General features: G+C 34.0%; 22 protein-coding genes and 1 riboswitch. Of the genes, 1 reads left to right on the forward strand and 21 read right to left on the reverse strand.

The features are described from left to right. Window positions 1-64: 64 nt before the first annotated feature. Window positions 65-1,639, forward strand: coding sequence for an FAD-dependent oxidoreductase (locus tag TA89_RS11010; RefSeq protein WP_040213383.1), 1,575 nt, complete (start codon window positions 65-67; stop codon window positions 1,637-1,639). Window positions 1,640-1,727: 88 nt separating this feature from the next. Here TA89_RS11010 and TA89_RS17740 read toward each other — a convergent pair whose 3' ends face one another. The 21 genes from TA89_RS17740 to TA89_RS11110 form a co-directional block, all read right to left on the reverse strand. Next, complete coding sequence (locus tag TA89_RS17740; protein ID WP_052447451.1) at window positions 1,728-2,495, reverse strand: SGNH/GDSL hydrolase family protein; 768 nt, start codon at window positions 2,493-2,495, stop codon at window positions 1,728-1,730. Between the two features lie 27 nt (window positions 2,496-2,522). Further along, on the reverse strand, window positions 2,523-3,203 hold the full coding sequence (locus tag TA89_RS11020; protein ID WP_040213385.1) for a YesL family protein: 681 nt from the start codon (window positions 3,201-3,203) through the stop codon (window positions 2,523-2,525). A gap of 337 nt (window positions 3,204-3,540) precedes the next feature. Continuing rightward, a complete protein-coding gene (locus TA89_RS11025) occupies window positions 3,541-4,098 on the reverse strand; it encodes a transposase (protein WP_040213386.1) in 558 nt (185 codons plus the stop codon). Between the two features lie 116 nt (window positions 4,099-4,214). After that, complete coding sequence (locus tag TA89_RS11030; protein ID WP_040213388.1) at window positions 4,215-5,249, reverse strand: Gfo/Idh/MocA family protein; 1,035 nt, start codon at window positions 5,247-5,249, stop codon at window positions 4,215-4,217. A 260-nt stretch (window positions 5,250-5,509) separates the two neighbouring features. After that, the gene (locus TA89_RS11035; RefSeq protein ID WP_052447452.1) at window positions 5,510-6,502 is read right to left on the reverse strand and encodes a Gfo/Idh/MocA family protein; all 993 of its coding nucleotides are present in this window, start codon (window positions 6,500-6,502) and stop codon (window positions 5,510-5,512) included. A gap of 15 nt (window positions 6,503-6,517) precedes the next feature. Beyond that, window positions 6,518-7,501 carry a Gfo/Idh/MocA family protein gene (locus TA89_RS11040; protein ID WP_040213389.1) on the reverse strand — a complete coding sequence of 328 codons (984 nt, stop codon included), beginning with the start codon at window positions 7,499-7,501 and terminating at the stop codon, window positions 6,518-6,520. A gap of 28 nt (window positions 7,502-7,529) precedes the next feature. Continuing rightward, entirely contained in the window at window positions 7,530-8,291 is a 762-nt protein-coding gene (locus TA89_RS11045; protein WP_040213390.1) for a PHP domain-containing protein, read from the reverse strand. Between the two features lie 255 nt (window positions 8,292-8,546). Further along, on the reverse strand, window positions 8,547-9,371 hold the full coding sequence (locus TA89_RS11050) for a carbohydrate ABC transporter permease (RefSeq protein ID WP_040213392.1): 825 nt from the start codon (window positions 9,369-9,371) through the stop codon (window positions 8,547-8,549). 10 nt (window positions 9,372-9,381) lie between these two features. Then, window positions 9,382-10,251 carry a carbohydrate ABC transporter permease gene (locus TA89_RS11055; RefSeq protein ID WP_040213393.1) on the reverse strand — a complete coding sequence of 290 codons (870 nt, stop codon included), beginning with the start codon at window positions 10,249-10,251 and terminating at the stop codon, window positions 9,382-9,384. A 204-nt stretch (window positions 10,252-10,455) separates the two neighbouring features. Further along, entirely contained in the window at window positions 10,456-11,730 is a 1,275-nt protein-coding gene (locus TA89_RS11060; protein ID WP_040213394.1) for an ABC transporter substrate-binding protein, read from the reverse strand. A gap of 78 nt (window positions 11,731-11,808) precedes the next feature. Then, window positions 11,809-13,005 (reverse strand): ROK family transcriptional regulator, encoded by a 1,197-nt coding sequence (locus TA89_RS11065; protein ID WP_040213396.1) that lies wholly within the window; start codon window positions 13,003-13,005, stop codon window positions 11,809-11,811. Between the two features lie 37 nt (window positions 13,006-13,042). Then, complete coding sequence (locus tag TA89_RS11070) at window positions 13,043-14,314, reverse strand: alkaline phosphatase family protein (protein WP_187119294.1); 1,272 nt, start codon at window positions 14,312-14,314, stop codon at window positions 13,043-13,045. A 233-nt stretch (window positions 14,315-14,547) separates the two neighbouring features. Continuing rightward, window positions 14,548-15,588, reverse strand: a complete 1,041-nt coding sequence (locus TA89_RS11075) for a DUF5305 family protein (protein WP_040213398.1) — start codon at window positions 15,586-15,588, stop codon at window positions 14,548-14,550. Between the two features lie 48 nt (window positions 15,589-15,636). After that, window positions 15,637-15,786 carry a hypothetical protein gene (locus tag TA89_RS18305; RefSeq protein ID WP_156120039.1) on the reverse strand — a complete coding sequence of 50 codons (150 nt, stop codon included), beginning with the start codon at window positions 15,784-15,786 and terminating at the stop codon, window positions 15,637-15,639. 86 nt (window positions 15,787-15,872) lie between these two features. Then, complete coding sequence (locus TA89_RS11080) at window positions 15,873-16,556, reverse strand: hypothetical protein (protein WP_040213400.1); 684 nt, start codon at window positions 16,554-16,556, stop codon at window positions 15,873-15,875. Between the two features lie 64 nt (window positions 16,557-16,620). Then, the gene (locus TA89_RS11085; RefSeq protein WP_040213402.1) at window positions 16,621-17,361 is read right to left on the reverse strand and encodes a hypothetical protein; all 741 of its coding nucleotides are present in this window, start codon (window positions 17,359-17,361) and stop codon (window positions 16,621-16,623) included. Window positions 17,362-17,476: 115 nt separating this feature from the next. Beyond that, the gene (locus TA89_RS11090) at window positions 17,477-18,064 is read right to left on the reverse strand and encodes a YdgA family protein (protein ID WP_040213403.1); all 588 of its coding nucleotides are present in this window, start codon (window positions 18,062-18,064) and stop codon (window positions 17,477-17,479) included. 846 nt (window positions 18,065-18,910) lie between these two features. Then, window positions 18,911-20,164: a signal peptidase I gene (locus tag TA89_RS11095; protein WP_040213404.1), complete on the reverse strand. Its 1,254-nt coding sequence runs from the start codon at window positions 20,162-20,164 to the stop codon at window positions 18,911-18,913. 193 nt (window positions 20,165-20,357) lie between these two features. Beyond that, on the reverse strand, window positions 20,358-20,978 hold the full coding sequence (locus tag TA89_RS11100) for a response regulator (RefSeq protein ID WP_040213405.1): 621 nt from the start codon (window positions 20,976-20,978) through the stop codon (window positions 20,358-20,360). 176 nt (window positions 20,979-21,154) lie between these two features. Continuing rightward, complete coding sequence (locus TA89_RS11105) at window positions 21,155-22,879, reverse strand: sensor histidine kinase (RefSeq protein WP_040213406.1); 1,725 nt, start codon at window positions 22,877-22,879, stop codon at window positions 21,155-21,157. Between the two features lie 113 nt (window positions 22,880-22,992). After that, entirely contained in the window at window positions 22,993-23,808 is an 816-nt protein-coding gene (locus tag TA89_RS11110; RefSeq protein ID WP_040213408.1) for a hypothetical protein, read from the reverse strand. Between the two features lie 130 nt (window positions 23,809-23,938). Continuing rightward, a riboswitch (cyclic di-GMP riboswitch) is annotated at window positions 23,939-24,020 on the reverse strand. Between the last annotated feature and the right edge of the window lie 215 nt (window positions 24,021-24,235).

Raw genomic sequence — 24,235 nt, forward strand, 5'->3', positions numbered from 1 at the left:
TTATTAAACCCTAAACTAATTCTCAAGCAGACAATCCTGCTTAAAACCACAGGAGGTTATATACATGAAAAAAGAACTAAATGCTGACGTTGTGATTCTAGGGGGAAGCCTTGGAGGAGTAGCAGCAGCATTAGCTTCCGCAGGTGCGGGAAAAAAAGTTATACTTACCGAAGATACCTATTGGATAGGAGGACAGCTCACTAATCAAGCGGTTCCACCGGATGAACACCCTTGGATAGAACAGTTCGGCTGCACAGCAAGCTATAGAAAACTAAGAAATGGTATCAGAAATTATTATAAAGATAATTTTCCGGTAACAGAAAAAGCCAGATCCAGCATAAATCTAAATCCAGGCAACGGCTGGGTGGGCAAGCTATGTCACGAACCTAGAGCGGCATTAGCAGTAATTAATGATATGCTTGCTCCTTATATTCACTCAGGAAGGCTTACCATATTAACAAGACATAAGCTTACTTCAGCAGAAACCTCCGATGACAGAATAATCTCAGTGAGCGTTAGAAATCTTAACAATGGAAATGAATATATATTAACAGCTCCATACTTTTTAGATGCAACAGAATGCGGAGATTTGCTTCCTCTTTCTGGTACAGAATACGTAACTGGTTCTGAATCTTCAGCGGAAACAGGAGAACTCCATGCACTTCCTGGAAAGGCAGATCCTCTGGATATGCAGGCTGTTACCTGGTGTTTTGCTATGGATTATATAGAAGGGGAAGACCATACCATAGAAAAACCTAAGGATTACGATTTTTGGAAAAACTACCAAGCAGATTTTTGGCCAATAAAGCACTTAAGCTGGGAAATACTTCAGCCTGCAACCTTAGCTGTTAGAGATACTGTGTTATTTCCTTATGAAGATAAGACTTCTCTTTGGACTTACAGACAGATAATAGATAAAAATAACTTTCTTCCAGGAACCTTTCAAAGCAGTATCACTTTAGTTAACTGGCCTCAAAACGATTATTGGCTTGGACCTATATTTGATGTCAGCGAAGAAGAAGCAAAAAGGCATTTAGAAGGTGCAAGGCAAGTGAGTCTTTCCCTTTTATATTGGATGCAGACTGAAGCCCCAAGGGCTGACGGAAAAGCTGGATATCCAGGGTTAAGACTTAGACCTGATGTTGTTGGTACTGAGGATGGACTAGCTATGCAGCCTTATATAAGAGAATCCAGGAGAATAAAAGCAGAGTTTACAATATTGGAGCAGCATGTAGGAGCCGAAATGAGAAAAGGAAAACCTGCAGAAGAATTTAAGGACACAATTGGCATAGGCTCTTACAGGATAGATCTTCACCCAAGCACAGGGAACAGAAACTATGTAGATATATCCTCTATGCCCTTTCAAATTCCTCTGGGCAGCTTGATTCCTGTAAGGACCAAAAACCTTTTAGCAGCCTGCAAAAACATCGGAACTACCCATATAACAAACGGCTGCTACAGGCTTCATCCTGTAGAGTGGAATATAGGCGAAGCAGCAGGATATGCAGCAGCATATTGTATTGATAATAACATTTCGCCTAAGGAATTGAGAAATACTGATAAGCACCTTACTGCTTTCCAAAGAATATTGGAGAAGCAAGGTGTAGAACTGCATTGGCCTGAATTTACAGCTCAATAGTGAGTCTGTAAATAAAAGTAACTACCCCTGGGGTGCTTCCTTTTAAAGGAAGCACCCCAGGGGTAGTTACTTTTTCTGGGATTTATTATTAAATAAGTTGTTTAAAAACTTCTATTATTTTATCTGCATAAAGCCTGGCACCTTTTTCATTTATGTGCACTCCGTCATCCTCGGAAGAGTTTTCTAAGGTAATTAAAATAGTATTCAAATCCATACTTTTGCTTATGGAATTTATATCTACTAAAGGCACCTGATATTCATCAGCAATTTTTTTAGCCGCCTCGCAATATTTATTTAACTGATTAACTGCTCCCCCTATGCTTCTATAATATTTTTCCGGATGTCTACTATAATAATAGTCAGCTCCTGAGGTATTTCCATCCCCTGGATTTCCTTCTATAAATACATGAGGAATTACAAGCACTGGAACTGCCCCATGTTTTCTTACCCTATCAATAATGGTAATAATATTATTTTCATAATCAGATATAGGAACTCTAGCCTTACCATAGTCATACATAAAATGGTCATTCATCCCGAAATTTATAATGACATAATCAGGATTTTTCTCCAATACATCCTTCTTAATCCTTTCAAGACCCTGAGATGAGGTATGTCCACTAACTCCTGAATTGATTACTTCACAATTTAGCTCTTTAGCTATAATGCTTGTCCACTTATCTTCTTCCTTCTCAATTCCATACCCAAAGGTAAGACTGTCTCCAAAGGCCACTATTCTTGGATGGTGCTTCTTAGTAATAACTTTATTTTCTGTAAAAGCATGATGATTGTGAGATGATGTTAATTCCTCTGATTTTTGATTTTCTACATTCTTATCATTATATTTATGCTGCATGATTACTACAACACTCCTTAGAATATTTTATTTTTCAATTTTTATCTTTTCTTCTATATCTTCTAAGACCTTATTCTGCCAATGTATAATTACAAAGGTATAAGCTGAAAATGCAAAGAACATAACAAAAGATGAAACATTTAATAATAAAAATCCAACCGCCACCATTAATATAATATTTGCTATGGTAAAGTGCAGCTTTTTAACTGAATACACTATAGAAAGTATCACCAAATCCTTAGTTTTGAGATAAAACCTAGCCATAATAGGATATAAGAAGGTGCTCAATGCTATAACATATATAAGTAAAAAGTAAAACAAATAAGATACTATTGGCAGTGACCTTGAATTAAAATAAATAATATCCACGTATAGTATATTAATTAGAAGTGTCTGTACTAACCCTATCAACATTGCTTGTCCAAAATTAGTTTTATAAGCTTTAAAAAAATCTTTAGTTACATCTATATCCTTTTCTCTTACCAATTTACCCATGATGCTGAACAGTGCCGCCACAGAAGGAGCAGTAAAAATTAAAGCAACGCTTAAAGCTATCTGCAGTAATGCAGGGGTTAAAGCCGGAAATATAAACACCACTATTAATAAAGGTAAGTTAGTAATGATAAAATAAAAATTGCTTAATATAAACCACATTATATAATTTGATATCTTATAAAAACCATTCTCTGTAAAATCCTTATCTTCCACTATGCTCCCTCATTCCAATTATGTATTTATTTTGTAATTAATTACTTTATAAAAATATTATAACATTCCTTTGATGCTTTACTACCCCTGGAGCGCTTACATAAAATGTAAGCACCCCAGGGGAGCATCCAATACTTACCACCTATTTATAAATATTATATCGCTTATACCCGACTTATTATTTATCAAAACTTTTTTCGTTAGTTGTCCTAATGTGAGAACTTCTATATTACAGATAAATCAGGCTGAAAAATCCATTATATTTTATAGACCTATGAAGCTTTATACTCATTAGTCATTCTTAATAAGAAATGAACTCTGCCTTATACTGATAGACTTATGATGCTTCTATACCCTTCTCAACAAAATTTCTATATTTCCTTCTTTTATGCTTTTCTGGAAAAAAACCTAGTATCATCTGAGTTTTTATAAAATTCTCTTCCTCCTTTCCAATATACATATTATAAGAAGAAAATTCATAATCCTGAGGATTATTAACAATATTCGCCCTTACAGGATTTAAATGTACATACCTACTCGCTTCCATAAGCTGAGCAGAGTCCATAATAACTTCTGAAAAATATCTCTCCTCATATAAATGTCCTGAAACCTCATACTTATTATTAAAGTAAAGAGCATACATTGAATGAAGCTTTCTCATAAAATCTCCAATGTGGCTTTTCCCCGATCTTATAAGTAAATGTACATGATTGCTCATAAGGCAGTAACCTAAAAGCTCATACTCCTGCTCTTCATAATAATCCAGGCATTCCTGCAGCATTCTTAAATACATATAAAAATCAGAATAGGATTTAAATATGGGTTCTTTATGCGTGCCTCTGGCAGTAATGTGGTACATACATCCTGGAAACCAAACTCTTCTTTTTGTTGGCATTTAATCACCTCTTTGATACTTTTTATTATGATTATTGCCAGCTTACATAAAATGTAATCGCCCCTGGGGTGCTTCCTTTTCTCTGGAAGCACCCCAGGGGTGGTTACATTTTTTTGCTATTTACCCAAAGTAAGAGTTACCTTTTCCTTTGTTTTCCCTGATTGATAAATTGCATTTATCAGTTCTTGAGTAATTAATGCATCTTCACCGGATACTTCTACAGAACTGTTATTTTGTATGTTTTCATATATGTTCTTTATCTCAATAAAGTGGTAATACCCCCAATATTTTTTGATATTGTTTCCGTAGTCAATTTTGTCCTCTTCCAATAAAGGAATGCTTGTCCTTCGTCCGTCTTCATATAGTATTATACCTTCATCTCCTAGAATACTTGCTATTCCTTTTTCACAATGAAAAGTTATATCAATTGGAAGATCGCAGGTGAAGTAGTTCATGGTATAGAAACTTACAGTAAAATTATCTTCACATTCTATAACTCCTTCGGCCATATCCTCTACCTCAATGCTGTTGTGTCTTCTGTTAAGGATATTAGCTTCTACCTTTAACGGTTTTTTTCCAGTTATATATCTAACCAGGTCTAAGGAGTGAATAGCCTGATCGATAACTACTCCACCGCCTTCTTTGTCCCAAGTTCCTTTCCAACCGCTATGAGAATAATATTCATCGCTTCTGTTCCAGGTTACTATTACCCTTGCCGCTAAGGGTTTTCCTAAATTACCATTCAACATTTCTTTTCTTAAAAATCTAACTGCTCTATTGAATCTGTTTTGAAACATTACAGATAAGGTGACATTATTAGATTTACAGCTTTTAACCATGGATTTAGCTTCCTCATAGCTTATAGACATAGGTTTTTCAGTTATAACATGAATCCCCAGCTCTGCTGCAAATACTGTCATTTCGTGATGAAGATGATGAGGGGTACATATATGTACTACATCCGGCCTTTCCTTTAACAGCATCTCTTTATAATCAGTATAATATTTACAATTATGCTCCTTTGCTGTATTTTCAGCTCTTTCCTCTTTTATATCACATACCGCTGCTAACTCTGCTTCTTTTATTCTTTTTATAGAGACGATGTGAAGAGGAGATATTCTTCCACATCCAATTAACGCAGCTTTAATCATTATTACCAGCTCCTAATTCTTACGTATATATGCCTTAAATTAAACTAAAATATATTAAATATAATCAATTTCTTCTCCCTTGACTTATTATCTTGCTTGAGCCTCCCTTTTGAGTAGCTGATAAGGCTAATTGTAATATTGTTAATCTCATTTCATTTACCTTATTCACAACTTGAGACATTTTGCAAAACTTTTTTAAATATGCTCAATATCCTGCCTCACATGCCTTAGCACTCCGTTTACTCATTTTCAAACCCCATTTAAATATGCTCAATGGCTTCCTTGCGGTGGCTTTCTCTGGATTTATACGCTGCAATGGCAACCTCCATGGCTCTTGCACCGTCTAATCCTGTAACTTTTGGATCATCTCCGGTTTCTATAGCCCTTACAAATTCTCTTACAAGTCCGGCATCTCCATCGCTTCCCCATTCAACATCTTCAATCACATTATTTGAACTGTCGAAAACTCTTATTGTTTGTTTAAATGCTTCTACTTCTATAACGCCTTTAGTCCCCATTATTTCCATATAAACTTCAGGCCAAATAGTATAATTCTTATGGTGTCCCCAGCTGCAGTCTATAGTTCCGAAAACTCCATTCTCAAATTCTACAGTGACAATACCGCAGTCATCTATACCTTGATTGTGAATAAGCTCTCCTCCTTCACAATACGCAGAGGTGTAACTGCTATTGGTAAACCATCTCATCAGGTCAGCTATATGAACTGTATGGTCCATTATAGCACCTCCTCCTGAAAGCTCCTTATTAAGGAACCAGCCGCTTGGTATTTTCCCGTGATTTATGCCGGTAATACACAATATTTCTCCGATATCTCCTCTGTCTACAGCTTCTTTAGCACTGATTATCCCTTGGCTGAATCTCATTGGAAATGCGGTCATAAGCTTTACGTTATTTCTTTTTGCTGCTTCCAGCATAAGCTTTGCATCTTCATAATTTGTAGCAAAAGGCTTTTCCACCAGTATATGTTTACCTGCATTGGCAGCATCCACAGCGGTTACTGCATGATATTTATTACTTGTACATATTACAACACCCTGTACATCTGTTTTCAGTAGATCCTTATAATCTCTATAATATTTTGTATTGAATCTTGAAGCCATTTCTGTACCTCTAAATTCATTATCATCTGCAATACCTACAACCTCGACATTTTCCATCATCATAAGTGAATTAGTATAGCTTAATGCATGCATATGCTCAAAGCTAATAATTCCAACTTTAATTTTATCCATTGCTTTCCTACCTCCTTATAATTCTACGGATTCTCCAGTTTTTGAAGATTCAATTGCTGCTAATGAAACCTTTATAGCTTTTATAGCTTCTTCTCCTGTTATCTTAGGTTGTCTATCCTCTGTTATTGCATTGATGAATTCCTGAATCTCAGCGGTATATGGCTCCTCTTCTGGGAATAACGGCGTATCCAGGGATATACTGTAGCTTCCATTATTAGTATACTTTTTCACCGGCGAACTGTTTCTGCTGTCGCTTTCTATTTGTCCCTTAGTACCTATAATTTCGAAAGTAGTACCAAAAATAGCTCCGTCAGGATATGCCCAGCTTCCTTCAACATGCACTATAGCGCCATTTTTCATCTTCAAGGTAACAAGACAGTGATCCTGCCTTTCCACCTTTCCGTTAAAACTCTTGGCATATACTCTTTCTACATCCCCAAAGTTATTTATTATCCAGTCAATATCATGAATTATTAAATCCAGTAAAGGTCCTCCACTTAATTTATAATCAGCATACCAATTCTGCCAGCTCCAGCCCGGATAAGCTCCATTTCTTGTAGTTCTTATAAGCTTCGGTGTGCCAATTTTACCTTCTTTTATAACATCAACAGCCTTCATATATGCAGGGAAAAATCTAACTACGTGTCCAACTGAAAACTTTAAATTCTTTTCCTTTGCTTTATTAACGATTTCTTCTGCATCTTCAACGGATAAGGCTATAGGTTTCTCGCAAAATACATGTTTGCCCATTTCCATTGCTTTTAGAGAAAACTCCTTGTGCATATAGGTAGGGAGGCATATGTCAATCATATCAATATCCTCTTTAAGCATTTCATCAAAGCTCTTATAATATTTTGCTCCTAAAAGCTCTGCGGCAGCTTTTCCTTTTTCTTCCCTTAAATCGCATACAGCTGTAACCTTTGCATTTTTAATATTTAAATAACCCCTTGCATGTGTGCTGCCCATGGTTCCACATCCTACAATAGCTACCTTAATCATTTTATTCACTCCTTGATACATTTTTATTTTAAACTTTAACAAGCTTACAATTATATTTATTACACATTTCTTCAGCCCGCTGATTTTTCCCTATCCAATCTAAAATATGAGCATCACTGCCTATGCTGAAAGTTACATTTTTTGAAGCCATAAATTTTATTATACTCTCCCTAGGGGTAGAGGTAGCTCCATGAAGTTCATAAGCTTTACCGCTTTTAATAAGGCTGTCCGCAAGTTCTTTCAGAAAGTCATCTTGAAAATACCTTGAGGCTATTTTTGAGCTTATAGCCTTCCTTTCTTCATAGGTAGTAGTTCCCGGTTTAATCAGAGGGTTTATTGGGAGATATCCTTCAGGATGTCCTTGAACGTCCCCTTTACCTGAAGCCATGTTTATAATTTTCTCTTTAAAAGCTTCCCAGTATCCATCATTAAAATACTCTCCTTTAACCAATTCCCCGGAGTATTCCACATAATGAACGCTGGTAATCAATATTTCTGAGGCATTATAAACCTCATCGCTTATCCTCAGATTCCCATTAAAATCTGTGCAGGTTTCAATACCGCAGAGCACTTTCTGCTCTTTAAATTCTGCATAGCTTTTAATTTTCTTAAAAAACTCTAAAAGCTCCCCATCGCTAATCCTTCTGATGTTTGGAGAAGTATCATAATTATCAAAATGGTCAGTTATAGCAATACAATCCATTCCTAACTCTTTGGCTTTATCAATCACTTCCATATAAGTAGGTTGTCCATCAGAAAAATTAGTATGGACATGTAAGTCTATTTTCACCTAAATCACTCTTTTCCTGAATAATTACTAAGCTTAATTATTTATAATGCTTTTGGTGATTGCTATTATAAAATTCATTAATTCATTCCTTTTAGCTTGAGGATTTATAATATATAAATCTAATAATCTATTCTTTTTGCTTGGTGATTTCCAATATAAATCCCATAAGCTATTCCTTTTAGCTTGAGGATTTCTAATATACCCCCATAAGCTATTCCTTTAATCTTAGTGATTTCTAATATAAAACCCCATAATCTATCCCTTTATACCTGATAGGGATATACCTTCTACGAAATATTTCTGGAAGGCTATATACACCAAAAGTACAGGAATAATCGCTAATGCAGCAGCAGCCATTTTTAAGTTGTAAGCGTCGTAGTACTGGCTTGAAAATTTAGCAACGGCAAGAGGCAGAGTTCTAAGCCTGTCATCGCTTACTACCAGTAAAGGCCATTGGAATGCATTCCAGCTGGAAATGAACTTATTGATAGTGATAACTGCTATAAGAGGCTTTGTAAGAGGTAGTACGAGACTTCTGAATATCTTAAATTCATTGGCTCCATCAACTCTGGCAGCTTCGATTAAAGCCGTAGGAATACTTTCCATAAAATTTCTTGCTAAAAATATGCTGAAAGCATCTACAATCCCTGGGAAAATTAATCCAAAATACGTGTTTATTACATTTGCTTTATGTGCCATTATATACAATGGTATTATGGTTGCAACCCAAGGAACCATGGTAGTTGCAAGTACACACATAAACAATATCTTTTTGCCTCTGAAATTGTATTTAGCAAATCCATATCCAGCCATAGTAACAATAATCATGTTAAAGACTACCTGTACTACTGTAACAACTATGCTGTTAAAATAATAAACAGAAAAATTCCCTCTCTCAAACAGTTCTTTGAAATTGTCCAGGGTAAATTCCTTTGGCAATAGGCTAGGAGGTATAAAATAAAACTCTTCTATTTTCTTAAATGAGGAAAATATCATCCATACAAAGGGTAAAACAACTACTGCGGAAGCGGCCACAAGAAGTATTATCAGTAAAATCTTTTTCAATCTCTTCTTATTCATATTTTCCTCCTTATGATAAATCTAGTTTTAAAACTCTATATTGCAATATGGTTATTATTAAAACTGCAATGAATAATACAAAGGACATAGCACTTGCATATCCCATTTCGGAACTCATGAAACCTTTATCATATATATAATTAACCACGGTATTTGTGCTGTTAAGCGGTCCCTGAAGCATATAAGTTTCCTGGAATATCATAAACACACCTATGATACCGGTGATAAGGAGATAAATATGTGCCGGTTTTAAAAGAGGCAGTGTGATATATCTAAACTTTTGCCATGCATTGGCTCCATCAATTGAAGCAGCCTCTTTGACCTCATCCGCTACATCCTGAAGACCTGCCAGATAAATAAGCATAGCCGCTCCGGCATCCTTCCATACCTTAAATATCATTACCGATGCTATAGCAGTGCTGGAATCATTTATCCATCCTATCCCCTCTAATCCAAAAAAGGATAATATCGAGTTAAAAAGCCCGAAGCTTGGCTGATAGAACCAGTCAAATAGTATAGCTGCGGCAATGGTTGATGTAATTACAGGAGAATAAAATATAACCCTGAATATAGTCATTCCTTTTAATTTATTATTTAAAAGCATAGCTAACATAAGACCAAAAAACATATTTAGCGGTACGAATATAAAGAATTTACACATTACTATTAATGATCTTTTAAACTCAGCATCCTGAAGCAACCTGGCATAATTTTCAAATCCTACAAAACTCATATTTGAGCTTAAAGCTGACCAGTTTGTAAAGCTTATAGGAAGAGCCATAATTGCCGGAATTACAGTGACTATTAAAAGATATATAATTGCCGGAGCAATAAACAAATATGGTGCTATCTTTAAAGTATTTATTTTTCCCTTTTTCAAACGATCACTTCCTTGTAAAAAAGAGGCTGTCCGAAAAACATTTTAAGGCTTTCCAATTACAACCTCTTAGTTATGTTATTTATAAGCATGTTTATTAAATTAACTGTAATATATGTATATTTCTAAATTTGTAGCTGTCAGGCAGCATGTACCATAGCTTTTATCTAACTGCCCCTTACCTGACATTCTCCCTTAAGCTTTAACCTATTTAAGGTCTTTAGAAATTTCTGTATTCAGCTCTTTCTGCAAATCTTGTAAGGTTTGCTCAACTGGTGCATCAGTGAGTATCATCTTATCAAAGTATTGACCCCATATCTTATTAAGAATTCCCATTTGAAGATAACCTACCTGTGAATCTTCCATGGAGGATAGTAGAAGTTTTGTTTGAGGATCGGAAGTTAATTCCTCATCGTTTATAAGCTCTTTTCTAGTAGGAAGTTCTCCGGTTTGTTTTGTCCATTTCTTTTGAACATCTTTGCTTGCTAAAAACTCTATCCATTTTGTAGCAGCTTCAGAATTAGCTTTTTTAGATGCTACATAAGCCCATGAGGTTACTATTGTAGTGTTTTTACCATCTTTTGCAGGAATTAATGACATTCCAAGGTTAACATTTGGTGCAGTCTGCTTTAAATTACCAAACATAGCAGGGTGTCCTAACATCATAGCTACTTTACCCTGTCTGAATCCAGCCCAGTTTTTCATAAATTGAGTATCGTAAACCTTATCCTTCTTATAGGTGTCCACCATAAATTTAATAGCTTCTACTGATTTTGGATCATCAGCAAAGATATATTTACCCTTTTCATCTACCATCTTACCGCCGTATTGAGCTATCAAGGCTTGTACTTCCGGATTATAACCCTTTACTCCCCAGCCGGATTGAGTCATTTTGCCGTTTTGGGTCTTAGTGAGTTTTACAGCCCATTCACGGAGTTCGTCCCAGGTTTTAGGCCCTTTTTCAGCATCCAATCCTGCTTCTTTAAGAAGATCCTTGTTCCAGTACAGAACAATTGTTTGAGTATCTGTTGGAAGCCCATAATATTTTCCTTCATATTTAAGACCGTCTACAGCAGCAGGAATAAATTCGCTTGATATCTTTTCAGTAGATAATATTTTTTCATCTAATGGCTGAATTGAACCTGCTTTTGCAAGCCTTGGTATCATACCTGATTCTACCTGCATAACATCTGGTGCTGCGTCTGTTGCCAAGGTAGAAATCAATTTAGTGGAGTAGCTGTCTTCAGGAATAAATTCCATTTTAACTTCTATGTCCTTATTTTTCTCCATAAATTCCTTAGCCAGGTCCTGCATCATTTTGTCTCTGGCCTGACTGCTGTGCTGCCAATATGTAATAGTTGTCTTTTTTCCTCCTGATGACCCTGCTGATCCTGAAGCATCTCCTTTATTGCCACATCCCGCAGCAACCCCTCCTATCAGCATAACTGACAGCATTAGACCAATAATTTTCTTACCTTTCATAAATTCTTCCTCCTTAATTATTGTTTAAAATATTGCTTACATTTTAATTATTTATTTTATTAATGATTAAATTGACTGCTACTTTAAATCAATAAATTTATAAACTTCATGAGTAAATATCTCATGGGATATCCCTAACAATGCTGAATTGATTCCAAAGGATGAAAGTTTTAGTTCCGTAGTGCTGGAAAAGCTTTTTAAGGCTTTTTTATCTAAAATCTGCTTTAAACTATTTCTTATATCTTCTCCTCCTGATGAAAAAGCTCCACCTAAGATCACAAGCTGAGGATTAAAAATATTTACAATGTTTGATATAGTAGTTCCAAGAAGATTTATCTGCTCATCAATCACTATGCTGCAGGCAGGATCCTTTTCTAAATACAGCTTTATGATGTCTTCATATTTTAAACTGCTTATTTCTTCTACTCTGCTTTCCATACCTTTCTGCAGAATATCACTTAATCTTTTTTGAGCAGGAACTTTAGAAATCATAGTGCCCAGACATCCTCTATTTCCACATCGGCATAGCTCTCCCTGTGGATCAATTGTTAAGTGTCCAAGTTCAAAGCCCCCTTCAGGAAGTCTAAAAAGCTTTCCATTGTGTAAATAAGACATTCCTACGCCGTTATCTACAAGTATGTAAATAACATCCCGATATTTTTTGTCTATGCCAAAGTAATATTCTCCAAGAAGAAGTGCATCAGTATCCTTATATATATATATATTTCTATCTAAAACAGCTCTTATCACCTTTTTAACATCGAAATTCTCTATATGAAGGCTGGCTGAAAATATAATACTGCAGTTTTTATAGTCTATAAGGCCTGGAAAACTGATTCCTACCCCCTGAATTAACTCTGTATCATATTCAAAATTCTCCAAAGCGTTTTTTATTGATTCATTTAAAAGAAGTTCTAAACTGCTTTCATTATAAACAGATGAAATAATTTCTTTTTTATAGACTATTTCATTTGCTAAATTTATAATGCTTACCGAGGCTCCTTTAGGTGTTACATTTAAATTAATAGAAGATGCAGAGGATGGATTCAAGCCAAAAATCACCGGTGGACGTCCTCCGCTGGACTTTCCAACCCTTATTTCATGTATAAATCCAGCATCCATTAAATCTGCTGTAATAGCTGATATTGTTGTTGGACTCATCTTAGTTTTCTCGGTAAGATCAGTTCTTGATATTTCATTATGCTCTCTTATTATTCTTAGTACTGTTTGTCTGTTCAGATACTTAATGGTATCTTTATCAGCCTTTTTACTCAAAAAAACCCCTACTTTCTTTTGTCAGTGAAAAAAGTAATTAAATTATGATATCCTTTATGATTTTTCCCTTAGTATCCTTCATTAATGGCAACGATAACATTGCACAAGCAGTAGGAATCATGTCTATATTATAAGCTTTATCTTCATAAATCTTTCCTCTGCATACTTTTGGACCTTTAATTACACCAAAAACCTTTTGGCATTTTTCATGGATTGAATCATGCGAAGCATCTAATATAAAGTCCTTATTTATATCTAAATTAAAATGCATGAATTCCTTTGGTGAAATGAGAATATCCGCAAATTCTTCCTTTATACCCTTTTCTATCAGTTCCTCTTGGGTTAAGCATTTTTCTATATAATCTTCTGAATCCAGTTCCATTTTAAGCTCATCTAAATCTATGTCCTCATTAAAATACGTCTGGCACTGAATCCCAGTTCCAGCAATTATGACCTCATTCTTTTTTATATTCCCTGATACCCTGGAATTTTCGTCAATTAAAGTAACTTTTTCAAAACCCATATCATTTAACTTTTTTATAAGTTTTGGCAAGGAGCTCTTGCCTTTATAAGAAATCATTCCATGATCACTGGTTATTAAAAGAGTGGTTTTATCATAAACCCCTTTGGATTTTAATGCTTCTACAAGCTTTCCTATTTCATTGTCAATTTCCTTTAATCTTTCTACAACAGAGGATATTCTGTCATTTTCAGTAAGGGCTTTCTTTCTGCTGGGAGCATAACTTGTGTACTCAGGGTTATGGCCTAAGGCATCTAAATCATCTGCATAAAAAAATATAAACTCAGGCAGAGACTCAAAGACATATTCTCTTTCTCTGGACTTCACCGTTTTTCCTGAAATAATATCCTGAAGAAGTTGAAACCTTACCTTAAAATTTCCTCCTGGTTGAAAATATACAAATTTGTCATCATCAAAGCTGCAACCTTTATCCCTAAGTCCAAACTGCTGTATAGACACAAAAGGCTTATCAAGGGTGTTCAGAACTTCCCCTATAGTTTCCCCTTCATTATCATGATTACACTTAATCAGTTTTCCTTCTTTCTTATCAAAATATTGATAACAATTCCCTGTAAGATTGGAGTAGCCACCGGTTACTATAGAACTCTGCATAGGAAAGGTTATGGAAGGAATACCTGTATATAGATTTCTGAAAAATGTTCCTTCATTAATCAAACCATTTAAATTCGGAGTTCCATTTTCGTATTTATTTGCTAGATCATAATAGTACTTCCCGAACCCATCCAGATTAATATAAATAAAATAATCTTTTTCCGTTTTTATCACCACCTCAATTGTATAATTTTTAAACTTTATTCAACTTTTTAAGGCGACTGGAATAAGTGTGTAATCCTTATCATATTTTTATGGTAACCTTTAATATAAAAAAAGGCAATACCTTAATTAAAATTTAATATTTAATAGTGTAGTTTTTTCAGCAAACTTACATAAAATGTAACCGCCCCTGGGGTGCTTCCTTTTTAAGGAAGCACCCCAGGGGCGGTTACATTTTTTTACATCTTCTAAATTATATAATAGGCATATATTTTTCTCCCTTCTACTATGTAGAAGTAAGTTATATTTTTAATATCTGAAGAATGCTTATAAAAAATAGGCTTGTCCAAGTATTCTGATACCTTTATTAAGTCCTCCATAGACATAACCCTTATTATTACTTCCGATCCATCAACGGAGTCATCTCGTAGAGCCACCAGCTTATCCCCGCAGCTTTTTAATATCTTATAGGCTTTTTCTGCAGAAGGTTTTTCTCCTTTTTTAGGCAGGGTGAAAAATAGTAAATACAAAGCTAGTAAAAGTCCTGATAAAATTCCACAGGAGCTCATAATTATAAAATAATAAAATTTTGGATTTATAACCCGTACCTCTTTTTCAAGATTGCCTTCCTTCTGCTTAGACAGGTTACTGGTAATTTGAAAATACTTTTCATTAAGAGGCAGCTCCATTTTAGGAGCTAAATTTTCTCTGAATTTTCCTTCACTGCTGCTGCCTTCAATATTTATATTCCATATAACTGTAAGCTTACCTATAAAATTCATGCTGAAGGTTTTATCCGCCTGCTGAAGCAAAGCATTGTAGCTTTTTATATTAATTGGAAGTTCCCCTCTAAACTCTCCGCCTTCACCGCTGAAACTGAAATCAGTTTTAGGCTGAAGGGTAAATCTTCTGCTCCACAGGCTTTTACTGTTTTTGTCGTTGCTCAAAAAACCTTCAACTACAGCTATAACCTCGCACTCCCCTTTGATATCTACAACCTTATCTCCCTTAAAGTTATAAAATAAAGAGGTGTTAATTCGATCTACAAAGTCAGTTAGATAAACATTTCCTTCCCCAAGCACATTCTTTTCATAAATATTATTCGGAACAAGATTTACGCTGTAATTCACCAAAACTCCATGGTCATAACTCAATACTGATTCATTTTTATTGATATACTTATTTTTAAATATAGTGTTAATTAGAACAAAGACGCTTAAAGATACCGCTGTCAAAGAGATTATCAATAAAATCCTTCTGTTACTTTTGTTAATTGATTTTTTCTTCATGCCATCCTCCACACCATTTCCAGTTTTTACCTAAATATTATTATATATTTATTTTGAATTTTTTTCCATAAAAATAAGATAAATATTAAATCTTTCTATTGCTTTTTTCACATAAAGTACACAAATCTCAAATCCTTGATCTGTATCCTTCTTTATATAAGTACAGAAATATTGAACCTTTATCTTGATTTTTTTCATAAAAAAGAGCAGAAATATAAACCTCTGCTCTGTAAGTCATTTTAAATTATAGTAGTAATTAATATCCTGGATAATCCCTGATCATATTAATCATTATACTGATTAAAGCTTATTTCCAGTTTAAAATTAAGAGCCTTCTGCTTCATTTCATCAGGAGCTTTTTCATCCATTCTGATTATAATATAATCGTCCTTAATCCCCTTCTTTTCTATGTCTAAAGCTTTCTCCACAGGAACTCCCAGTAGAAAATATCCGCTGTTTTTAGGATTCATTGAGATATTTTTTAGCTCTTTTTCTATTGCTTTGTTGAAAATCTCCTGTAAATCTGAAAGAGGTCCTTTAAAATAGGCAGTTTTATCTATCTTCCCATCCCCCTGAGTATCTATAGATACCCCGCCTTCAAAGCTTAAATAGCTTAACAGGTTTTTATCACCTGAAAAATCCACCTTTACTTTTTCAAATTTAGCCGGAATAGTTCCGCTATTTATCCCCTTAATTTTAAACATCGCCCAGGATCCTGGATACATATTGTCCAGTGATAACTGAAGGTTATGAGGCTTTTCACTTTTATCAATGATACTCATGGAAGGGTTCACGTATTTAGATCCTCTTACTTCCAATCCTGTGTCATCCTCTGCAAATCTTACATCCAGCTCACCAGTTCGTATTATTCCCTGTATATTTAAATTATCACTCCAAGCTGCATATCCTACTCCTGACATCATAAGCGCAAGAGTCATGACAAGCAATAAAAATCTAATCTTTTTCATGCAGACCCATCTCCTTTGTTTTTAGAATTATTACGAGACAGCCATCACTTCTTCTTATAGTTCATTATTGCTGATTATGCTGTTTGAAATGAAGCCTTATTTCAAATTCTGCACTTTGATTTTTCAGGTTGTTTCCCGAAGTTGCTGATAATCCCATTATTACGCAGTTGTCCTTTTCCGGATTAAATCCTTTAATTCCTTCTTCATTTAAAATATCAGCAATTTCCTGCTTATTTTCTTCAGGTATGTCCATACATATGAAATCACCGGGCTGCATAACAGTACCTTTCAGCATTTTATTTAAATTCTCTTCAAGATCTTTTAAATAATATTTTTTCTTTAGACCATCCTTAAGATTTGGAAATGCGCCGAACTTTATTTTGCTGCCAGTACTGTTAGATTGGATATATCCCCCAGCTACCACCAACTTTTCCTTTAGCAAACTGTTGTCCTTATTAAATTTAACCTCTACCCTGTCAATTACCGCTGGTATGCTCCCTTTATTATCAAATCTTGCTGTGTACAGAAGCCCGTTTCCAGGATAAAGATTGTCAAGCTTCACATTTATAGTCTTACTGTTTTCAAGAGTTACAGAGGATTTCATGTACCCTCCATTTTCCTCTAGTTTTATATACTCAGGGTATATTATTGGCAATAAGGTTCCTTTGTCAACAAATTCTACATTTAATTCTCCTGTTTTTACTGTACTGTTTATCTTTAAATTATCTGTCCACGCTGCATATCCGGCTCCTATGAATATCACTCCTGCCATTAATGCTGACGCTATTACTTTAGATTTCTTCATATATCTACCCTCCATTTATATTTATCAATGTTAATTCAGATTTTCATACCTACTTAACATAATCTATTTATATTTACTTTAAAACAGCGAAGGCTTTACACCTCCGCCAGGGGAATTATTGGTTATGCTGTTTGAAATCCAGGGAGAAATTCATGGTAATAGTATCATTTTCATAAGCATCTGAAGCATCCTTATCAAGGATTATCTGCATATCGCTTATTTTTACTGTATCGCCGGGTTCCATTTTTAATGTGTAATTTTTCATAAGTCCGCCAACAGCTGCTGCATTTGAGTTAACAGGATAAGTTCCCTTTACTTTTCCGTCTTTATCTGCCCAAACTACGTTACCTTTAAGAACAAGCTTAGAAAGATCATTATTTTTAACTGATTTAGAATTTACGAGAATATTGTGAACTACAGCAGGTATAGTTCCGTTGTTTTCAAATTTTGCATTTAAGGTTTCGAAAGCACCTGGATATATATTATCGATAGTGAAGTCCAACTGCTTATCTACAAGAGTAACCTTATTGCTTACATAGCCCTTGTCATAATCGGTTATCTTCGCTTCTACAAATTTAACATTTAAATTACCTGTATTAACAGTACTGTTAATGTTTAATTTGTCTGTCCACCATGCATAGCCTGCTCCTACTGTTATAAGTCCAGCTACCACTGCAGCTGTTAAAGCTTTTACCTTTTTCATATGAAATCTCCTTTCAAAATAGAAAATAATTTTAATTCAAATTGCTGGGACTACTCCCCTAGCCAACTCACAATTAAAATTATATAAGCAGCGGAGACTCATTACTTCACTCTAAGGTATACTCTTTTATTCACTAAAGTTCACAGTTTTATGGTACTTTAGTTCTATATATCTGTAAATTTCTATATAATGTCTTATCAAATAGAAATGAAGTGATTAATTGCTTTGGTTTTATATGACAAAAAGTTCCCCAAACTTATAAATTTTGGAGAACTCATATAATCTTTATCGGTAAAATAAATCCTTTTAATTTAATATTAACTAGTCCGATCATTAGTGCAGATATTATTCCCATGTCAACATCTTTGAAAGTGATTATTAAGTTGTCCACAAATTGGACATGCATAATCAAATTGTCCATAAATCAGTAAAGTAATTGTTAACTTATGCAAGGATTTATACGCGACTCCTCAATCTTTCCACATGCTTGTGCAGGAAATTATGGCTTTTCCACACATTAAGAAGTGGAAATTAATTTATACACAATTAGCAACGTGATTGTTAACTTATCCACTTATCATTGCAGGAACTATTAACTTGTCCACAAATTAAACAGGAATAATCCTCTTGTACACAAATTAAAGAAACATTATCAAATTGTCCACTCATTTATTCAGAAACTATTAACTTCTCAAGATTCCCACACATGAATATAAAAAAACTCCATCTGCCAAGGATTTCACCAGACTTTATAAATCTCTTAAAGCCTTCTGAGGAAGCTCCCTTTTCCCTTATGTCATGAAATTCATTTGTTTAACGTTCTGCTATAGTTATCCTCTGCAATGCTTAGAACTCTACTCTTTCCCTTGGAACTTCATTCTTTTTGTCTCTCAGTAAAAGCGCTGGCAAGCCTGCTTTGGGAATAACCTTTATTACTTTACCTTTGATAGCCTCAGGAAGAATAAGTTCGCTATCCGGTGCCGAATTATTATCCCCCTTTGCCTTGTATTTTACAGCGCTATTTTCCTCTACAATGTCTATCATCCTGTGGAAAATATAGATATTCTCCTGCTTGTACTGCACTACATCCTTAAACTTAACTTCCTCAGATTTTATTTTTTTCACAATTACTATATCTCCGGGTTTTATCATAGGCATCATGCTTCCTGTAACTATTACAGAAGGATACACAGGGAATACCCCTACAAAAAACCATATTATCATCACGGAAAAAAATGAGGTAGCTATCCAACCTAAAGGCCTTTCTTTCTTTGAAAACTTTGCTTTTATCTCCTTAGATTCTTTTAAATAAGCGTACTGAAGGAACATAAAGCTGAAAATGGGAGCCAGGATTCCTATAATTGAGCTAGTTATCCACTTTAAATCTCCTAAAATAGGACTTAGGTACTGCAGACTCTGAACAATTCCGAGATAAAGGATGCTGAATTCAGCTCCTCCAAGCATTACTAAATAGGTACAAAACATATTTAAGGATATCTGAGGAAGTAGGTATTCTCCTGCAAATCTAATAATATCAAAACTTGTTTTTATAGAAAAAACTCTGGATAAAGGTATACTTATAAAAATAAATATAAAGGTGATTATAAAAATTCTATAATTAAATAAAATTTTTCCTCCCTTGCTTTTCCCATGATTATTTATTAAATAGCTTCTCGCATGTTCCCTTCCCATAAGAACTGAAAAAAATAAAAATAAATTTTGTATTATTCCAAAGGGACTGAGATTATAAGGACTTTTTCCAAATCCGTGAATTAAGCCGCCTACAATTTTTAAAGCAATATAAAATCCTCCTAAATATATAATCCAACTCCTTACAAATTTTTTATATCTGCTTTTCCCCATATAAACTGGTTTAGGAAGAAAAATCAGCATGAAAAATAGGGCAAGCCACATAAGGGGCTTACCCAAATATATATAATAAGCGTTTTTATTTATAGAAATCCATGGAGCATTATCAAAGATATATAAAAATATTAAGCTCATTAGTATTAAGCTGTCCGCAAGCCTTTTGTACATTAAACCCTCATCCCTTCCGATTATTAAATAAAGATTAATAGATATATAAGCAGGGATTTTCATGACTATATGACAATCCTCCTACTTATTAAATAATATTTAGTCTTCCATTGATTTAAAACTTTTTCAATAGTGGAGGATTTCAGATTTCTGATTAGCACACCACTGATTAAACACTGATTGAACAATAAAGCATTTCTGATTTGTATCCTACTGATTTAATAATATTTGAAAAATAGAGGATTTCAGTTTTTTCTTAGTATCCCCCTGTTTTAACGCTGTTTAGATAATAAATTATTTCAGATCTTTGATTAAAATTCATCTTGTTTAATATGCTGCTTACATGCTTTTTAACAGTACTTTCTGAAAGGAACAGCTTATGGGCGATATAGCTGTTGCTGTACCCTCTGCCCACTTCCAGCAGAATTTCCTTTTCTCTGTCAGTAAGACTTTTATTCAAAGCTTCTTTGGATGATTCCCTTCTATACCTCATTAAGGAGGGATCATAATACTTTTTCCCTCTCATCACCGATTTAACCGCATAGATTATATCCTCGGCAAAAGCATCCTTCAGCATATATCCTTGAACATTCAAAGCTTCTCCTTTCATAAAATCCATTTCGGAAATGTAGGAGGACAAAATTAAGTATTTTACGTCTCCATTTATATTTTTAGTATTTGTTATTATCTCCATTCCATCTTCATTTCCAAGCTTTAAATCCAGCATTACTAGATCTATAGCCTGTCTTCTTATAGCTTCTAAAGCTTCCCCTATGCTTGCGGACTCATATACATTAAATTTTTCTTCCTCCACAGAAAGCATGGACATTATTCCTTTTCTCACCATAGGATGATCGTCCACTACCAATAAATTCATAGGTATCCTCCTTGATATTCTTAAAAAAGTGATTTTTTCATACAGCTGCATTATCAATTTTTTGTTTTTATAATACTTTGTAATTAAGATTTACGGGATTTCTATCAAAATAAAATACCCCGCTTTAACGGAACACTTCAATTATATGGATTTTATCAGAATCTGAAGCTATTATTTTATAAGGATTGACAGTAAGATATGCAGGTTGGAATCTTATTTGGTAGATTAATGTTTATGATGGTTTCACAGGAATTGCTGTCTATATTAACTCTGCCTCCTAGAAATTCCACCATGTTATATATGTTCTCTAACCCCAATCCTTTGGACTTATCCTTTAAAGCACCCTGTAAATGAAATCCCCTTCCGTTGTCCTTTATAATTAAAATTGTATTTTCCCTAAACATATTTAAATTAATTTGAAGCAAATCCGCTTGTCCATGTCTTATTGCATTACTTACCCCTTCTGATATTATCCTATAGACTGCATTTTTTGCCTGAACTATCATAAACTCATCACTTCCCTGGGGAATAAAGTTTATTTTTACCTTATGAAGCTTGGATACACTATATATGTATTCATGCAAATCCTTCATAAACATGTTTTCTCCAAACTTTCTCCAGCTTAATCCATAAACAGCCTCCCTAAGCTCTTTTGTACATTCAGAAAGACTTTTTCCTATGAAATTAAGTTCCTCCACAAGTCCCTTGCTTTCCTCAGGGAGCTTTTTTTTCACCCATTGAATGGAGCAGGAAATGGAAAAAAGCTTCTGACATACTCCATCGTGAATTTCCTCTGCAATCCTGTTTTTTTCCTGACTTAATATGAGGTGGTTATTTATCTTCTCTAAATTTATTTTTTCCAATACCAAGCTGCAGATTTCGCACAATAGATTTAGTTGAAGCAGTGAGTTTTCATAATCTTCCTTAAGATGAAATTTGTTATTTATCAAGCTTTTTTCTCTTCGAAAGCCTAAAAATCCATACTGATTTTGAGAAGTGGAAATAAAGGAACAGATTATCTCACTCTCACCGAGGCTGAATATCTGTCCATCATTCTGACGGTTTTTATCAAAATATCTTCGCTTTATATCAGCAAGAAGCTTATCCTTATTAATGTCATCTGATAAGCAATGAAATACCTCAGTATTTCCATCTATAAAGAGATATAAAAATATACTGCTGCTTTTAATTATCCTGTGAGAATATTCCATTATTATTTTTAATGCACTGTGGATGCTGCTTTCATGGTTTAGATAGTTAACAGCCTTATACAACGACATGAGATGTTCTACTGAGGATTTTATTTTACAGTTTGCTTCAATTAATTCATTGTTTGCTGAAAGGATGCTTTTTCTCTCTCTGGCTAAATGCTTTAAAAGTGTTAAAAGCTCGTAGGCTGCTGCGGTTATTAACAGATATGCAAGAATGAAGTTATACTCCTCTTTGATTATTTCTAAAAGGCTTATAAACCTTCCCCTTGAAAAATAAGAATATATTTCAGAGGAAAATAATACATACAATGCTGCTATAGCTCCGGTGTAATATATGTTAAGATAATTTATTGTTATTAAAAGGGTGTTAAAAGAATGCCATATATAAGGGCTCGTTAAGCCTCCTGTAGGAATCAATATAAATACATTTCCTAGAATGTCCAAGCATGACAGCACTATTACGATACTCTTATTTTCTTTACTTTTTGCAAAGAGTTCATTCATGATAACAGATGCCGACGCCATTAGAACAATAACAAAAAGCTTGTTCTTGAAAGAGGTTCCCAAATCGCTTATTAGATAAAAAATACTGGAAACCAACAGAGAAAAGTATCTGTAAATATAAATCAGAGCAGATTCCTTATCTAGTTTTTTAAAGGCTGAGATATTCTCTGCAATGCTGTGAAGCAAGTTATCACCACCTTAAATGAATATAAACCTTCAGTTTTTTATGAGATAAACTCAGGTAATTACCTCTTTATCCATACCTTTTCAGTTACAACAGAATTTATTGATTTTAATCACTATCTCCCCAGCCTCTTATTAAGAAACAGAATAAAGCCTACAATTATAAGTATTCCTCCGGCAATCATCATGTATCTGGTGTTAATTATTCCTCCGGTTTGGGTTAAATTGCCGGATTCACTGCTTTGAATTTTTGCATTTTCTCCTATGAGGTTAGTTAAAATATTAAACATATATACCTTATCCATCGCTTCGTTGTTCGTCATTTCCTTCATAGAAAGCTCCATTACAAGCTTTATTTTATCTCTTCCTTTGATGTCTAGATTTTCTGGCTTAATATCCACTTTTAAAAAATCCTCAGCACTTCCACTAAATAGCTCTATGTTTTCTGCATAAAACTTTATATGAACATTGTCCATAAACTCTCTATAACCTGAATTACTGAGCTTACCATTTTCATTTAAATATTTAATTCCATCTTTCTCCGCTGATATCTGTAAATGGAGAGAATCTGAAAAAACTCTGTTTTTATCAGCCCCACTCCCCTGAATCAAATTTCCTCCAACCTTTAAGCTTTTAATGCTGCAGGTAAAATCATTATTGTTAACTATATAAAATTCCTTAACCATATTACTGCCAGGGCACAAATATTCATCATCTTTGAAAAGAGATTCATTAATTTGCCCACTTTCATTTAAGAAATAAACTTTAGAACTTACTTCTTCAGCCTTTACTCCTATAGATAAATTCATGATTATGAACATTGCTATAAACAGTGCTTCAATGAACAGCCTCTTAAATGGTTTACTTATTTTCTTTGGTGTGCATATTTTCTTCGTTTCATGTATTTTCTTTGATTTGCATATTTTCTTCATTTCAAACACCTTATCTAATTATTTTTACCTTAAAATATATGCCATAGAAATTAATTAAAATGTCTTAATACTCCTGAAAAATAAAAACTCTTAGTTCTTCAGAAAAATAAAAAGCCACCCAAGTAAATATATACTAAATGGGTGGATTCACTACTAGCTCCTTATATTCCAAGTGACCATATTTAGAACATAATTCATCGCTCCATAAGCAAATTTATTTTACATTATTTTCCAACTTAATTAATATTATACTAATATTAATTTGTTTTTTCTATAATATCAGTAATACATATTCCTACTAATTAAATCCTTTCTCAACTAATTATTTTTCATACACATAAAGTTTTTTCCCTTTTGCTTTGATTCTCCTCTATTTATGTCGGATTTTACAGTAAATGGGGCTACCCCTGGGGTGCTTCCTTAAAAA

It is taken from the genome of Clostridium polynesiense (assembly GCF_000820705.1).
GTDB lineage: Bacteria > Bacillota > Clostridia > Clostridiales > Clostridiaceae > Clostridium_AA > Clostridium_AA polynesiense.

Bases quoted from the DNA above. Each gene is read 5' to 3' on its own strand.
- TA89_RS11075 (WP_040213398.1), bottom strand. From the start codon at position 15,588: ATGAAGAAAAAATCAATTAACAAAAGTAACAGAAGGATTTTATTGATA.
- TA89_RS11035 (WP_052447452.1), bottom strand. From the start codon at position 6,502: ATGGATAAAATTAAAGTTGGAATTATTAGCTTTGAGCATATGCATGCA.
- TA89_RS17740 (WP_052447451.1), bottom strand. From the start codon at position 2,495: ATGCAGCATAAATATAATGATAAGAATGTAGAAAATCAAAAATCAGAG.
- TA89_RS11080 (WP_040213400.1), bottom strand. From the start codon at position 16,556: ATGAAAAAGATTAGATTTTTATTGCTTGTCATGACTCTTGCGCTTATG.
- TA89_RS18305 (WP_156120039.1), bottom strand. From the start codon at position 15,786: ATGAAAAAAATCAAGATAAAGGTTCAATATTTCTGTACTTATATAAAG.
- TA89_RS11025 (WP_040213386.1), bottom strand. From the start codon at position 4,098: ATGCCAACAAAAAGAAGAGTTTGGTTTCCAGGATGTATGTACCACATT.
- TA89_RS11090 (WP_040213403.1), bottom strand. From the start codon at position 18,064: ATGAAAAAGGTAAAAGCTTTAACAGCTGCAGTGGTAGCTGGACTTATA.
- TA89_RS11030 (WP_040213388.1), bottom strand. From the start codon at position 5,249: ATGATTAAAGCTGCGTTAATTGGATGTGGAAGAATATCTCCTCTTCAC.
- TA89_RS11110 (WP_040213408.1), bottom strand. From the start codon at position 23,808: ATGAAGAAAATATGCAAATCAAAGAAAATACATGAAACGAAGAAAATA.
- TA89_RS11060 (WP_040213394.1), bottom strand. From the start codon at position 11,730: ATGAAAGGTAAGAAAATTATTGGTCTAATGCTGTCAGTTATGCTGATA.
- TA89_RS11010 (WP_040213383.1), top strand. From the start codon at position 65: ATGAAAAAAGAACTAAATGCTGACGTTGTGATTCTAGGGGGAAGCCTT.
- TA89_RS11050 (WP_040213392.1), bottom strand. From the start codon at position 9,371: ATGAATAAGAAGAGATTGAAAAAGATTTTACTGATAATACTTCTTGTG.
- TA89_RS11100 (WP_040213405.1), bottom strand. From the start codon at position 20,978: ATGAATTTATTGGTAGTGGACGATCATCCTATGGTGAGAAAAGGAATA.
- TA89_RS11040 (WP_040213389.1), bottom strand. From the start codon at position 7,501: ATGATTAAGGTAGCTATTGTAGGATGTGGAACCATGGGCAGCACACAT.
- TA89_RS11085 (WP_040213402.1), bottom strand. From the start codon at position 17,361: ATGAAGAAATCTAAAGTAATAGCGTCAGCATTAATGGCAGGAGTGATA.
- TA89_RS11095 (WP_040213404.1), bottom strand. From the start codon at position 20,164: ATGAAAATCCCTGCTTATATATCTATTAATCTTTATTTAATAATCGGA.